This window comes from Deltaproteobacteria bacterium, from assembly GCA_016183175.1.
Lineage (GTDB): Bacteria > UBA10199 > UBA10199 > UBA10199 > SBBF01 > JACPFC01.
On record JACPFC010000026.1, the window covers coordinates 1 to 12,986 of the forward strand.

13 protein-coding genes are annotated in these 12,986 nt (G+C 51.3%); all 13 read right to left on the reverse strand.

Annotated elements, in window-relative coordinates; genetic code table 11:
* Nucleotides 1-847: sugar ABC transporter ATP-binding protein (locus HYU99_03005; GenBank protein ID MBI2339324.1), on the reverse strand; the 847-nt coding region annotated here is incomplete at its 3' end.
* A 62-nt stretch (nt 848-909) separates the two neighbouring features.
* The gene (locus HYU99_03010) at nt 910-1,866 is read right to left on the reverse strand and encodes a sugar ABC transporter substrate-binding protein (protein MBI2339325.1); all 957 of its coding nucleotides are present in this window, start codon (nt 1,864-1,866) and stop codon (nt 910-912) included.
* Entirely contained in the window at nt 1,863-3,020 is a 1,158-nt protein-coding gene (locus tag HYU99_03015; protein ID MBI2339326.1) for a hypothetical protein, read from the reverse strand. The genes HYU99_03010 and HYU99_03015 overlap by 4 nt, the downstream gene beginning before the upstream one ends.
* 71 nt (nt 3,021-3,091) lie before the next feature.
* Nucleotides 3,092-4,282 carry a glycosyltransferase family 4 protein gene (locus HYU99_03020; GenBank protein ID MBI2339327.1) on the reverse strand — a complete coding sequence of 397 codons (1,191 nt, stop codon included), beginning with the start codon at nt 4,280-4,282 and terminating at the stop codon, nt 3,092-3,094.
* Nucleotides 4,283-4,292: 10 nt separating this feature from the next.
* The gene (locus tag HYU99_03025) at nt 4,293-5,366 is read right to left on the reverse strand and encodes a glycosyltransferase (protein ID MBI2339328.1); all 1,074 of its coding nucleotides are present in this window, start codon (nt 5,364-5,366) and stop codon (nt 4,293-4,295) included.
* An 11-nt stretch (nt 5,367-5,377) separates the two neighbouring features.
* Nucleotides 5,378-6,628, reverse strand: coding sequence for an O-antigen ligase family protein (locus HYU99_03030; GenBank protein MBI2339329.1), 1,251 nt, complete (start codon nt 6,626-6,628; stop codon nt 5,378-5,380).
* Nucleotides 6,629-6,728: 100 nt separating this feature from the next.
* A complete protein-coding gene (locus HYU99_03035; protein ID MBI2339330.1) occupies nt 6,729-7,718 on the reverse strand; it encodes a polysaccharide deacetylase family protein in 990 nt (329 codons plus the stop codon).
* 9 nt (nt 7,719-7,727) lie between these two features.
* Complete coding sequence (locus HYU99_03040; GenBank protein MBI2339331.1) at nt 7,728-8,822, reverse strand: GNAT family N-acetyltransferase; 1,095 nt, start codon at nt 8,820-8,822, stop codon at nt 7,728-7,730.
* Entirely contained in the window at nt 8,823-9,596 is a 774-nt protein-coding gene (locus HYU99_03045; GenBank protein ID MBI2339332.1) for a 2,4-dihydroxyhept-2-ene-1,7-dioic acid aldolase, read from the reverse strand.
* A complete protein-coding gene (locus HYU99_03050; protein MBI2339333.1) occupies nt 9,593-10,345 on the reverse strand; it encodes an inositol monophosphatase in 753 nt (250 codons plus the stop codon). Before HYU99_03050 ends, HYU99_03045 begins: the two co-directional genes overlap by 4 nt.
* Nucleotides 10,346-10,352: 7 nt before the next feature.
* Nucleotides 10,353-11,267 carry a phosphoglycerate dehydrogenase gene (locus HYU99_03055; protein ID MBI2339334.1) on the reverse strand — a complete coding sequence of 305 codons (915 nt, stop codon included), beginning with the start codon at nt 11,265-11,267 and terminating at the stop codon, nt 10,353-10,355.
* Nucleotides 11,264-11,896: an SIS domain-containing protein gene (locus HYU99_03060; GenBank protein ID MBI2339335.1), complete on the reverse strand. Its 633-nt coding sequence runs from the start codon at nt 11,894-11,896 to the stop codon at nt 11,264-11,266. Before HYU99_03060 ends, HYU99_03055 begins: the two co-directional genes overlap by 4 nt.
* Before the next feature lie 23 nt (nt 11,897-11,919).
* Nucleotides 11,920-12,963 (reverse strand): Gfo/Idh/MocA family oxidoreductase, encoded by a 1,044-nt coding sequence (locus tag HYU99_03065; GenBank protein MBI2339336.1) that lies wholly within the window; start codon nt 12,961-12,963, stop codon nt 11,920-11,922.
* Between the last annotated feature and the right edge of the window lie 23 nt (nt 12,964-12,986).

Consider the following 12,986-nt stretch of genomic DNA (forward strand, 5'->3'; position numbering starts at 1 on the left):
ACAGGATTCTGGCCAATTCGGTTTTGCCCGCGCCAACCAGACCGGTTATTGCTACTATTTCCCCTGCCTGTAGATCGAAGGAAACATTGTGGAGAGTATTTTTTTTAGTCACCCCCTCGACTTTGAGCACCGTCTGCCGTTTTTTATCCGGAGAGGTTTTGATTTCTTCTCGTGTGACCCGGGATTCACCCGCCATGAGCCGGATGACTTCATCTATTGTCGTGTCTGGAACATTAGCGGTCTGGACTTTTTTACCATCCCTCAACACTGAAATCCGGTCCGCTACACGAAATACCTCTTCGAACTTATGGGTGATATAAAAAACAGCCGCTTGATTGGATTTTAAATCCTCGATGATTTTAAGCAAGTGATTGATCTCTTGCTTCTGTAATGAGTCCGTCGGTTCATCCATGATAAGAATTCGGGATTCCCTCACTAGCGCCTTCATTATCTCAACGAGTTTCTTTTTAACGATACTGAGACGGGAAACTATTTGGTCCGGATCCATAACGATTCTCAAAAGGTTACAGGTCTCAAAGAATTTTTTCCGCATTTTGTTTTCATCAATGAGGTTTGCGACATTGAGCGGTTCTACCCCAAGAAAGATATTTTCTAAAACCGTCATTTGAGAAATAAGACTGGTCTCTTGGTAGATCACGCCAATGCCGTCATGGCAGGCCTGCTCGGGCGACAAATAATTTTTCGTTTCCCCATTAAGCATTATCTCTCCGGAGTCTCTTTTAAGACCTCCAACAATCAACTTGATGAGGGTCGACTTGCCGGCGCCATTTTGTCCTACCAAGGCGTGTACCTCTCCCGCATAAAGTTCCAAGTCAACGCCGTCCAAAACCGTGACCCCGGAAAAAGATTTACGGAGCCCCTTGATATCCAGAAGAGGAGGGGGAGGCCTCATAATTCAGGCTGGAACCGGTCGACATTCTCCGCGGTGACCCAAACCGGGACAATCTCGACAAATTGGGGAACTTCCTCCTTCTTAAGAAATCGTGCCGCGGTCTCCACGGCCTTAAATCCCTCTTCCGCGATAGAAAAATAGGTCGAAGAACTGACCTGCTTGGATCGGATATAGGAAGCCAGTTCCCCGGAAAATTCCAAGCCGACTATTTTTGTTCCGAGCGTCCCTTTCTCACGAAGCGCCATCGCCGCGGAAACAGACGCGGTCCACCATTGGGTCACGATAATATCCGCCTCTTTGGCCGTTTGTAAAAAATCTTCCATGGCGTTGAGGGCCCCCTCCTTAGTCCATCCAGAAACGTACTGGTTGTAAACGATTTTCCAATTCGCGTGCTGCTTGACAACGGCCTCAAAACCCTCTTCCCGCATTCTTTGGGCAGATGTACCGGGAGTCCCTTGGATAAAAACTATCCTCGCGGCTTGATCTCCAAATAACTGTTCCACCATTTGTCCCAACAGTCCGCCCCCTTTGACTTCATCTCTACCAACGTGGGTAATCACTCCTTTATAATGTCCATGGCGATCTCCACCGATGGTGTTTGAAAAGGTGATCAGAGGGATTTTTGCCCGTTGCACCAAGGGAATAGCAGATTGCAAAGCCAGGTTATCTACCGAACAGATAAGGATCAAATCAACACCCTGTGAAATAAAATGTTCGACTTGAGAGAGCTGTTTGGCCGCTTCCCATTCTGCATCGGCGTAAATAAGGTTCAGCCCGTATTCCCGGGCGGCTTGATCCATTCCCTTTCTCTGTACGGCGAAAAATTCGACACTGCCGGGGATGAGAACGGCGACTACGGGATTTTGATGATTCTTCACAACGCGCAACTGGACGAAAAAAAACACCGAAAATAAAACACCTAAAACAAGCAATCCAATAAGAGGTTTTTTCATCCGTTATGTTTTTCCAATTGCTCCTTGGCAATTCTCAAGTGTGAAAAGGGGATGAGCGAATAGTCCCACGACAATATTAGGCCATCGGCGCCGCTCATCATGGCGTGTTTAATTCCCTCTTTGATTTTGTCCTCCGGTTCCGAGGCGAGACAATTAATGCCGGGAAATATCGGTTTTCCCGATAAAGTCTTGGCCAATCGTACGCCGTCACCTATCTCCTGAGGACTCAACGGTTCATCGTACGTACAGGAATAGAACATCGGCTTGATCCAATCGCAATACGCTGCCAGCTTGTGAAATCGCGTTTGATATTTCCAGTCATCTTTGGCTCCATAGATATCAAGGCCCACGGTGTAATGTTTCTCTTTTTCCTTAATATATTCATATAGTTCCCGATGGAGCCTTTCCATAATGGAAGATCGAAATCTAAGCCACTCGAGATATTGCGGAACATCGAGCAAGAATCGGATGGCCTCATCCGCCGTAGTCATTTTTTCCACCTGACCGGGAATAGAACCCGACTTCACGCCCCTCATCAGTCCCCTTTTAATCTTTTCCACGTTTATTCCCTGTTGGGCCGCTTCAGCGGCGCAGACATCACAAAAGCAGCTCAACCCCATTTCCGGATTGGCAAATCTTTTGATGCCGAGGGTATTTGCAAGCTCATCCGTCAGGGTCTGAAAGCCGAATAAGGAGTAGTGATCGAGAAGGGCATAGCAAAAACCATCCAGGTTATATTCAGCATCCAGATGGTCGACGAGACATTTATAGAACTGCCGCACTTCGGGGTGATTGTGACAAAGAATGGCGGGAATTATCTCTCCGTTGACAGCCCGCATATTCATTTCTTTGTATCTCTCCACATTGGGAAATCGATGTAATATCAGCGCATAAACCTGAATCCCTTTTTTCTTAGCCGCTCGTGCCACTTCAGAAAATAAATCCCTGGAGGCTAGCTCCGTAGTTTTTGATTTAGTCGGTTTAATTTGAGTGTCTTCATAATATTTTAGATCTACGTCACAATTGAATCCTTCACACTCAAAAAAATCCCTGTTGGCATGAGTTAATTTTCCCCAATCACGGGTCGATTGAAAATCAATATGCGTGGAAAGCAGGAGAGTATTGACCCCTCCCTCCCCGATCATTTTTTCCAATTCGGCCTCGACCCCGTGTTCGAGGAACTGCTCCAGATAAAAGGATTGTATTCCCACCACGAAAGGGGAGGTCAAGCCGTCTCCTCAATGAGGCCCAGGAAGAGCCGCTCCATGTTCATCACAGATATCTGAAGCGAGAATTTTTTTATTACCCGATCCCTTCCGTTATTTCCCATGGTTTTTCTTAGTTCAGGGCTGTCGTACAAAGTCCTGATAGCTCCGGCAAGAGAGACAACGTCGCCAGGGGGGACCAAAATCCCGGTCTCGCCATCCGATACCACCTCGGGGATTCCGCCGACGCGTGTTGCGACGACAGGGACCCGCATAGACATGGCCTCAATGGCGGCCATGGAAAAGGACTCCCTCGTCTGGGGGGTGAGCACGAGGATATCGGTTGTTTTCAACAGGCTCGGAATATCAGAACGGTGACCAAGAAAGCGAACTTCGAGTTTTTTCGAGTGCGCCAACTTTCGAAGATCGGCATCATCAGGCCCCGTACCGCAAATAAGGCAGGTCATGTTATTGACCCCCTCTGCATTCAGTAACGACAGGGCTTTCAGCAAATACCTCTGCCCTTTGTCCGTTTCCAGAGCTCCAATACTCCCCACAACGACGGTATCGGACGACAATTTCAATTCCTTCCTTGCATCGGCGACACGTTCCGGGTCAAACAGGTCGGTGTCGACCCCGTTGTACACGGTTTCCACCTTCGAGGGGATTTTTCCCCTTCGCGTGAAAAACCGCCTCACCTTTTCCGACACCGTACAGATTCTGTCGAGAAGCAGAAAATAAAAAAATCTCATCACCTTGCCCAGGATGTCCTCCTTGAAATCGTCGTGGCAGTGAGCGATCGTCCTTATCCCCGACATTTTTCCAGCAAGGCCGCCGATCAACTTTGACAAATTATCGGCGCAATAGATCAAACGGATCTTGTGTGCTTTAAGCAGTTTGCGTATTTTCCAAACGGCCCCGCCGGATAAAAACTCCCAGGCAAAAGGAAAGAAAAAAAAAGGACTTAGGAGGCTGATCTTCCTCGGATGGACTTTTGTCATTCTATCGCCCATGGGCACATGAATGGCCATGATATCCGCCTTCTTGATTTCCCGAACCACGGGTCCATCACAGGCATAGGCTGTGATGGGATGGAAGATGTCTCTCCTCAAATGCGTGATCAGGCTAAGAAATTGAAATTCACCCCCTCGGGGAGATTTAGCCCCATTCACCAGGAAGAGAATATTATATTTCCCGCCCTCGACTTTCATCCGGCAAGCCTTAAGTGAGTGAGAGACGCGTTGTCATCTCCCGCCATTTCTCGAAAAGATACGGCAGGCGCCTTGATAATCTCGCTCCGGAAAAAGTGATCAGGAAAATCAGGGCAGGCATCCAGTGGAAGCCGTATCGCCTCCGATATTCGGAAACGATCCGGCGCGTCTCTTTTGGGCTTTTTGCCGTTTGTGAGGCGGCAAGTTTGCAGTAAGGTTTTAACATCTCATGACGAATGACGCGCCGGATAAAATCTTCAGACACCCTCCACTCCTTTTTGAGATTTGCATAGATACTTTCAAAGTTCCTTTGCGCCTGTTCAAATTGACCCGGATTGAGGTCCATCGGATGATAAAACAGCTTGCAGATGCGGGTTGCTTCCTCATGGGTCAAGGCAAGATCGGTGAGGGCCTGAATATTGCGAAATATTGTTTCTGACTTCTCTGCAAGGCCTTTTTTGTCCGCCTCAATTGAACCGATCGAATTTTTATGAACGCGATAGGATACGAGAACGTCCGGGATGTTTGACAGGGCGAAATTATTCCTGATCAGCGACGACCAGAGTTCGTAATCCTGGGTGATTCTGAAGTCTTCGTCATAACCGCCGTTTTTTAAAATCAGGTCTCTCTGCAGGAGGACGCTTACATGATTCATGGGCGGGGCAAAGAAGATGCGGAAGATTATTTCATGCCGCTTCAGGGGCATCCTCCTGATCTCCTTCTTGTTTCCCTTGTCATTCACCACAAAGGCGGCGGAGCCGACAACCGCATATTCAGGATGTTTTGCGGCGTATTTCAGAAGCCTCTCCAACCAGGCGGGGTTGCTTGCGATGTCATCCGCATCCATCCTGGCGACATATTGACCCTGGGCCTTCCGCAGACCGATATTCAAGGATTTCGTCTGACCGAGATTTTCAGGGTTCGTGTGAACCACTATCCGTGAATCTCTGAAAGATTGTATTGTGTCCATGGAGTTGTCGGTACTGCAATCGTTGACAATCAACAGCTCAAAATCCTTGTGGGATTGCGAAAGGATGCTTTGAATGGCGAGCGAAAGGTACTCCCCGCCATTATAGACAGGCATTAAAACAGTGACTAGGTTGTCGGTTGACACGTCGAATGAAAGGCCCGATCAGTGTTGCGTAGCCATGAGGCGGCAAGGCCGAACCAGATCCAGTGGTAGGGGTAAATAGTTGCGGAAAAGTTCATGTCAATCAGGCTACCGATCACCCCTGTGGCCATGAGGATGCCAAGATTCCTGGTCCGGGTGTCCATGGATCGTCTTTTTTTCATCAACCTGTTTATCAGAAAAAAAATGGCGAGAATGGTCAATATATAAGGGAGCGCGGTAGCCGCTCCCGCCTCCCCAAACATGGCCCACATATGATTATGTTCTATTGACGAATATTCCGTTAATTCCTCCTTTACGGGATCCCACAAGGCCGGTATTTCGGATGTTTGAATCTCGATAAACCGGGTAAATCCGACGCCGAAGATCGGCTTGCCAAGAAAAAGAGACAGGGTGGAACCAAGAGTATAGAGTCGGGGATTGAATACCGTGGTGGTCAGGGCGGAGCCAAATACCGTCATGCCGTCCAGGGAAGAAAAATAGGGAGTCAACGTTGAAAGCAGGCGGAAGATGATTGTTTGGGTTTTCAGGATAAGCCCCCCAAAAACAAGGAGCCCAAAGAACAATTCCGTCCTGGTAAACCACTTCTTGACGGTAAGATAGAGCAGTGCCGCGGCCAATGAGACCATTGCAGATCGCGTGCCGGTTTCCAAAAGTGTGTACATTAAAAAGACCAGGGCCGCGGTATAAAAGTGTCTGTGTCTTCCTTTGGCTTGTCTGAAAAAGTATAATCCGGTCAGCACAAGGAGCAGGAGCATCGAGGCATACTCGATGGAAGAGATTCCCGGAACGGTTTGCCTGGTGAAAGCGCCCGAAACGCCTCCCGCGACATACTGAACGCCTTCAAACTCAATGTGGCCGGGACGGAGGGCATGCGTTGCCGAGAGATAGTTGGAATAGACCGCAAAGATCAGCCCCAGGATAAAAAGGAACTTTAAAGTCGTGTCAATTCTTGCATTATCTTTATAGAGGCCAAGCAGGGTCAGGTAGATAAGAATCGGCGTGAAAAGATAGATGAAGTAGGAGTGGAAATCCGGCTCATTCACAACCAGCGAGATAGAGCCAAAAACAAGGTAGAGCATCGTGACAAAGAGAACCTTGTTGATTTCTTCTCTTCCCACGCGAAGTCGGAAAATATTCGGGAGGTTGTGAATAATACTGACAAGCAAGAGGATGAACAGGGGCGCCACATTGAGCCTCAATAAATTTGTACCCATGAGGCTCACGAGCCAATAATGCGAATAGATTTCGAAGAACAGTATCGCGACAAGGGCCGAGATCAGAACAACACCGGGGTGTTGGCCCACCGGTCGCGCACTAGTCTCTTGTGCGGGGAGAGGTGTATTTGCCATAAAATCCTTCTTTGATAAACCGGTCAATGTGAGAACGGGTCGTTTCCCAATGAAGACGGCTTGATCGGTCATCCCAGGAGGTAATGTGAATTCGTCCCAGGACCTTCGGCAGAGGCGGATAGGAGTTCACCCTGTTGGAACTCGTATAAATTCTCGAGGCCCCGTTCTTGAGTAAAAATTCAGGCTGGTGTTTTAAATAGGCCCCAAAGGTAAATGCGAAATCCCTGGTTCCGGACCGGAGTTTATCCAGCTTCCGCTGGTTTTTTATAAAGGCGCTCTCCAACTCCTCATGGGTGAGGTTGACCGCATTCCAGTGGTTGTAAAGGTGATTGCCGTAAAAGACAAGAGGATGACCGTCCCACTCAAGGACATTCCGCCAGTCGGCAAACCGTCCCTGATAGCCGGAGACGGCCGCTTTATCGACCGGTCTTCTCTCCAGTTCCCATTGCGCAAGAAGACGGGGGGTCAATTTTAGGGCGGGACGCGATGCGGCATCGCCATTGTGACGAGATATCCATTCCGTGAATCCGGCCTCGTGCGTTTCGAGCCAGAAGGCAATAGCGGCCCAAAGAAGGGCCCCCTCCATCGGTTCGATATTCAAAAAAAGAAGCGCAGGCGCCGACTCCCGTTCCAGGATGGGAAGGGCGAATTCAAAAGTTCCCGCCCACCCGTCATCGAAGGTGATCAGACAGGCGTCATGAGGAAGCGGAATATTGCCGTCCAGATCCGTGGGACGGACAGGCGTATAATGCCTCAAAATCCAGAGAAGTTGCCGCCTGAAAAGATCCGGAGTAACCGACATGTCGAAGGATTGTTCAAACAAGCCGGGCTTCGGGGTCACCGAATGAAAGACAAAGACGGACAAGCCCCGGCTTTTCGACAAACGGACGCGCGGCATGCGCGCAAGAGACGCCCCGATCGCTGAACGCAGGAAGTTGGAGACGGGTTTCGGCATGTAAGGCGATTACACGTTGTCGGAATCGGACAAGGTGAAGTGCCAGCGTTGTGTGTGGGACAACAGTTCCCTGCCCGGCTGATTTTTATAGATGATCAAAGGTTGGTCTTTTCGAATCACAAAGCCGGAAACCATGAATAACCATTTCTCAATACGCGAACGATTAACCCACGTGGAATAAAGATCGGGTTGCTGATTCAAGCCTTCCTGGACGGCCCGATTGAGCAGAGCGAGAAAAACAATGGGATGTCGTCTCTCATAAAACCAATCGGCTATCATGACGCAACGCCGATTGTTGTTTTTTTGTTTTTTACAGACAAGGTAGCCCTGAAGAGTTTTGTTTACCCTTGCTTCGTAAAAGCGGTATCGGGCCAGGGGATGCGCAAAGAATCGGAACTCCAGATACTTTTTGTCGCGAACGAGCGACACATCGCTCTGGCCCTTGCATCTTTCCCAAAGGTCATTGTATTCCTCACCAAGGCCCTGAACCTCCCGAACGGAGACGCCCGATATTTTTCCCCACAGAAGCCAGAACATGCGAAGACCCTTCAGGGAGAGGTTTATCAAAGATGCCAGAAGGATCAGAATAATTCTGAAAGGGCGAGAGCGCTTTTGACCGATAATTTTGACGGCGTTGAAAAGACAGGTGGCGTTGGCCAACTGAAGAGCGGGATGAGCCAAAAAATCGCATTTTTTCTCGTACCCCGGTCGTGAATTCTCATTCGGCAGACCGTAGATAAGAGAGCAACCGGATTCATCCGCCCTCACCTTGATATCATTGATCAGGGCCGCAAAAATTCCCCGGCGTTGAAAGCGGATGTCCGTGTAGGTGTCGCCGATCTCGGCGGCCTGGATTTTTTTTCCCCTGTGCCAGATGAATTTGGGGGTTACGGAAACGGAACTGACGATATCACCTCCGTTGACGGCAAGGCTGATAAAACCCGTCCGCACGGGGTTGTTTTTGGTCTTCCACCGATAGTAGGAAGCCGACCAGACCGGGTCGTCTCCCGGGGATTTAAAGGATTCGAGAAAACGGGCCAGCTTCTCATCCATGCCGTCGGCCAGATCGTCGGCGTGAACGATTCTCCATTCCTGTTCGGACATTTATTTTTCGAGGGCTGTTTTTTTGGCGAAGGCCAGCGTTGATTTTGCGGCCTGGTCGAGAAAGATCATATCCACTCCCAAAGCCAGGAAAGTGTGATCCTCCCGAAGGGCCTTTTGGATCGCCTCTTCGGTCGGATGGACCACGTGCAAACCATACCCGATTTTCCGTTGCCGCGCCGCGTTTTGCACCTTCTTTTTCGCCTCATCGAGATCGGGATGATGAAGCTCCCCTATGGGACCAAGGGATCCTGAAAGATCATAGGGCCCGACCAGCACCCCGTCGATTCCAGGCGTCCCGGCTATCGCCTCCGCATTTTCCGCCCCCGCTTTTGTTTCAATCATGGCGATGACAATCAGTTCTTTGTCGCTTCTCTCGCAATATTCTTTGAAACCGGCCCCGTAGGCCTGGGCCCGTCCAAGACCGACTCCCCTTTTACCCCTGGGGGGATAATAGGCGGCGTCAACCGCCTTTCGCGCCTGTTCCGCAGATTCGATGGTCGGGACCATGATGCCGGCGGCGCCGGCGTCCAGGACATTTTTGGCAAGATTCGAATCATTGGAGGGAAGGCGGCAAATAGCCGGCAATCCGGCGAGGTCAATGATCCGGATAAGACGCGCCGCCTCTTCAACGCCCAAGGGAGCGTGTTCCATGTCGAGAACCAGCCATTCAAAGCCGGTGCGCGCCAGTATCTCCGCAGAGGCCTCGCACGGGAAGGTGATCCAGCAACCGAAGGAGAGGGACCGTGATTTCAGTTTCTGTTTAAAGATGTTCATACCAGAAAGGCATTTCCCGCCCTGACACGCAGTAGTGCAGATTTTTGGCCCGGTTGGAAGTCAATTTTTCCGCCGGCCCCGACAACCAGCGCCAGGCCGGCCGCCACATCCCAAAGCGCGATATCGTTTTCCTGATACATATCCGCCCTTCCGGAGGCCACATAGGCAAGAGAAAGGGCGGCCGAGCCGAACAGACGGACCTTTTTATAAATCCTGATCTTGTGAACAAACTGCGTGAGTCCCTCTTCCGTAAAATCAGTCCCGACCGGGAAGCCGGTACAGAGGACCGCCTGCGATTTTTCCCTGACATTGCCGACGCAAATCGGTTGTCCATTGAGCCATGCCCCATGACCGGGAATGGCGCTAAACATCTCCGACTTGTTGAAATCATATACGATTCCTGAGAGGGGCGCCTGATCCTGCCACAAGGCGATCGAGATGCCGTATAAAGGGATTTGGCGGGAATAGTTCAGGCTCCCGTCCAGGGGATCGACGATCCAAAAGGGACCCTGGATCCGGGACGGACCGGTTTTCTCTTGAGCCTCTTCGGAATAGACGGGAAAGGGGCTTTCCTTCGAAAGTTGTTCGGTGATGAACATGTGCAGTTTGCGATCGGCCCCGATTTTCACATCCCTCTCCAGATCCGCGAGGACCCTTTGGTCCTCCGGGAATGACAGACGACCGGCCGCCTGTTGCGCCGTGGCCACGGCAAGGTTCAGATAAACGGAAATTTCGGATGAGGAAGGCATCAAGGGATCAGAACGCCTGCAACAGGTTATCCACCGCCTCCAGTTCCATGGCGCGCCTGCACTCCGCAGTATAGGATCCGATATGAGACGTCAGGAGAACCCGGCTCGAACGACAGAGGGGACCCTGATAGGGTTCCTCCCGGAAGGCATCCAGCCAGGCCCCGGCAACCTTTCCCTTTTCCAGCGCCTCAAGGAGCGCTTCTTCACTGATCAGACCGCCTCGAGCCGCATTGAGTATAATGACGCCGTTCTTCATGAGATCAAATTCTTTTCTTCCAAGAATGACCTGATTGCCGCTACAGTGCAGGGTGATGATATCCGCCGACCGAAGCGCCTCCGTCAATTCGGCCTTCCGGATCCCGGGGTTGTCATTTCGATAAAGGGGATCGACAGCGATGACCTCAACGCCGAAAGCCAGCAGGAGTTGCCCGACTTGCCGTCCGATGCGTCCAAAGCCGATGAGGACCGCTCTCTTCCCAAGGAGTTGCCGACCCATCGGTTTGAACCATCTTTCCTGGTGCATCGAACTGTTTGAAAGATGAATACCGCGCAAGAGACAAAGGAGAGAACCGATCGTAAGCTCGGCCACCGCCGTGACGGGGCCCAGCGGCGTGGAATAAACCCGAATCCCTTTCTTACGGGCCGTTTCGAGGTCTACGTTGGACATGCCGGAACCGCAACGGGAGATGACCTTCAGCTGTGATCTTTCCAGGACCTCCCGGTCCAGGGGCTCAAGCCCTGCGATGATGCCGATCACATCCTTGTCCAGGAGGTTGAGCAGTTCTTCCCTCGTCAGTTTCCTTTTGAAGGGGTTAGGGATGACTTCCAATCCGCTGGCCGAGAGACGCTCCAGGGGGGCGCGGTCGGTCTCCGCAAAAGAGGAGGGGCCGATGAGAACCTTGGCGCCTTCCCGGGAGATCATCGCCCCTTCGCAGTCTCCTCCATGACTTTACCGCAAAGGTAATTGGCGACGAGATGATCCATGACCATGTGAATGTCCTCAACCGGACCATATTCGCCTTTCCGGGTTTTGACATGAATGGCAACGTCACAGAGCCCCTTTAATTTTCCCCCGTCAAAACCGACCAGTCCGATCACGGCGCCCCCCTGTTTTTTGACCCATTCGACCGCGGTAATAATGTTGGGAGAATTACCGCTCGCCGAAATGGCGATTAACTTGTCCCCCGGCCGGTAGTGTATTTTGAGCTGGTATAAGAATATGTTTTCGTAGCCGTCGTCGTTGCCGATCGCCGTCAGGACAGGAACGTTGTCGCTCAAGGCAAGGACACGGAAGGGAAGAGTCGTGCCGCTTTTTTTCAGGACATCGAGACCGATATCATTGGCCATGTGCGAAGAGGTGGCGGCCGACCCGCCATTGCCGATGGTAAAGACGGTGGTTCCTCTCCTTCTTGCATCTTCGAGTTCGGCGATAAATTGCGCGATCGCTTCCGTATCCAGCCCTCCGAGGAGTTCAATCAAATAACTCAAGTATCCCCTGGCGAATTCCGCCGGACTCCCCGTCTCCTTGAAAAGTTGCACGATCTTGTTCATAAAATCCGTCTTCCCGCTTCTCATCAGGCCTGGCCGGGATCCTCGATGTTGTAAGCCTTCCGCCATTCGGGGTCCGCATGATAAATACGATAAACGAGCTTCATGGTTTTTAAGGCATCCGAGCTCCGTCCATTGAGTATTTCTCCCTTTTTTAAAATTGCATCGGCAAATTCGTTGATCTCCAGCCCCCAGGAATCGTCCTCCAGGTATTTCGTACATTCCTCGCGGGTGGTTCCCACGTCCGATTCATCCCAGCGGCCGACCGCCAACTCCTCCTGTCCATAGCTCTTGCTCCCCGAGAGAATCCCGCGGAGCACGAGGAACCCCTTGGTGAGCGAGATATCGAGCGAAAAACGATGTTGCCACTGGGTGGCGCTGGAATGGAGCATGGCGACGCGGCCCTGCCGGTCGCGCATCAGGGCATACGCATTATCCTCGATGTCGTGCTTCCAAAAACTGTTGGAGATGAAGCTTTTTACCTCAACGAACTCGCCGCAGAAGAGTTGCATGAGATCAACGAGATGGATCCCCTGATCGAGAAGGATGCCGCCTCCCGCGTACTGTCGGTCGGCTCGCCACCCGCCTGCGAAGTAGATGATCTTGCTTTTGCCATAGACGCCGCGCATGTTGATGATCTCTCCCAACTCCCCGGACTTGATCAATCTCAAGGCCTCGCGCACCGAATGATGATAGCGGTGGTTAAATCCGTACTTGAGCAACAAGCCGGGCTTGGTCTTTTCAACGGCGATGACCCGCATCACATCCCCCACGTCCCGGCCGGGCGGCTTCTCGCAAAAGACGTGCATGTCTCGCGACAAGCCCGCTATCGTGGCATCGGGGGCCAGATAGTTCGGCAGACAGACAAAGAGTACGTCCAGGGGCTGTTCGATGAGTTCCTGATAGGTTGTGAAACATTTGACGCCGTCGGACATGATGCCTGCGGAGGCGAATTTTTGGTCGCAGATCGCGATCGTCTTGAGCTGTGGATGACGGTCAATGAAGTGCCTTCTCCTCTGGCCGACGATGCCGTAACCGGCGATGCCTATTTTTAATCGGGATTCTTTCAAAATTTGATGCAGGGCTTGCCTTG

Excerpts from the sequence above, each read along its gene's own strand:
- HYU99_03010 (MBI2339325.1), bottom strand. The coding sequence starts at position 1,866 with ATGAAAAAACCTCTTATTGGATTGCTTGTTTTAGGTGTTTTATTTTCG.
- HYU99_03020 (MBI2339327.1), bottom strand. The coding sequence starts at position 4,282 with ATGAAAGTCGAGGGCGGGAAATATAATATTCTCTTCCTGGTGAATGGG.
- HYU99_03025 (MBI2339328.1), bottom strand. The coding sequence starts at position 5,366 with ATGCCTGTCTATAATGGCGGGGAGTACCTTTCGCTCGCCATTCAAAGC.
- HYU99_03030 (MBI2339329.1), bottom strand. The coding sequence starts at position 6,628 with ATGGGTACAAATTTATTGAGGCTCAATGTGGCGCCCCTGTTCATCCTC.
- HYU99_03035 (MBI2339330.1), bottom strand. The coding sequence starts at position 7,718 with ATGCCGAAACCCGTCTCCAACTTCCTGCGTTCAGCGATCGGGGCGTCT.
- HYU99_03040 (MBI2339331.1), bottom strand. The coding sequence starts at position 8,822 with ATGTCCGAACAGGAATGGAGAATCGTTCACGCCGACGATCTGGCCGAC.
- HYU99_03045 (MBI2339332.1), bottom strand. The coding sequence starts at position 9,596 with ATGAACATCTTTAAACAGAAACTGAAATCACGGTCCCTCTCCTTCGGT.
- HYU99_03050 (MBI2339333.1), bottom strand. The coding sequence starts at position 10,345 with ATGCCTTCCTCATCCGAAATTTCCGTTTATCTGAACCTTGCCGTGGCC.
- HYU99_03055 (MBI2339334.1), bottom strand. The coding sequence starts at position 11,267 with ATGATCTCCCGGGAAGGCGCCAAGGTTCTCATCGGCCCCTCCTCTTTT.
- HYU99_03060 (MBI2339335.1), bottom strand. The coding sequence starts at position 11,896 with ATGAACAAGATCGTGCAACTTTTCAAGGAGACGGGGAGTCCGGCGGAA.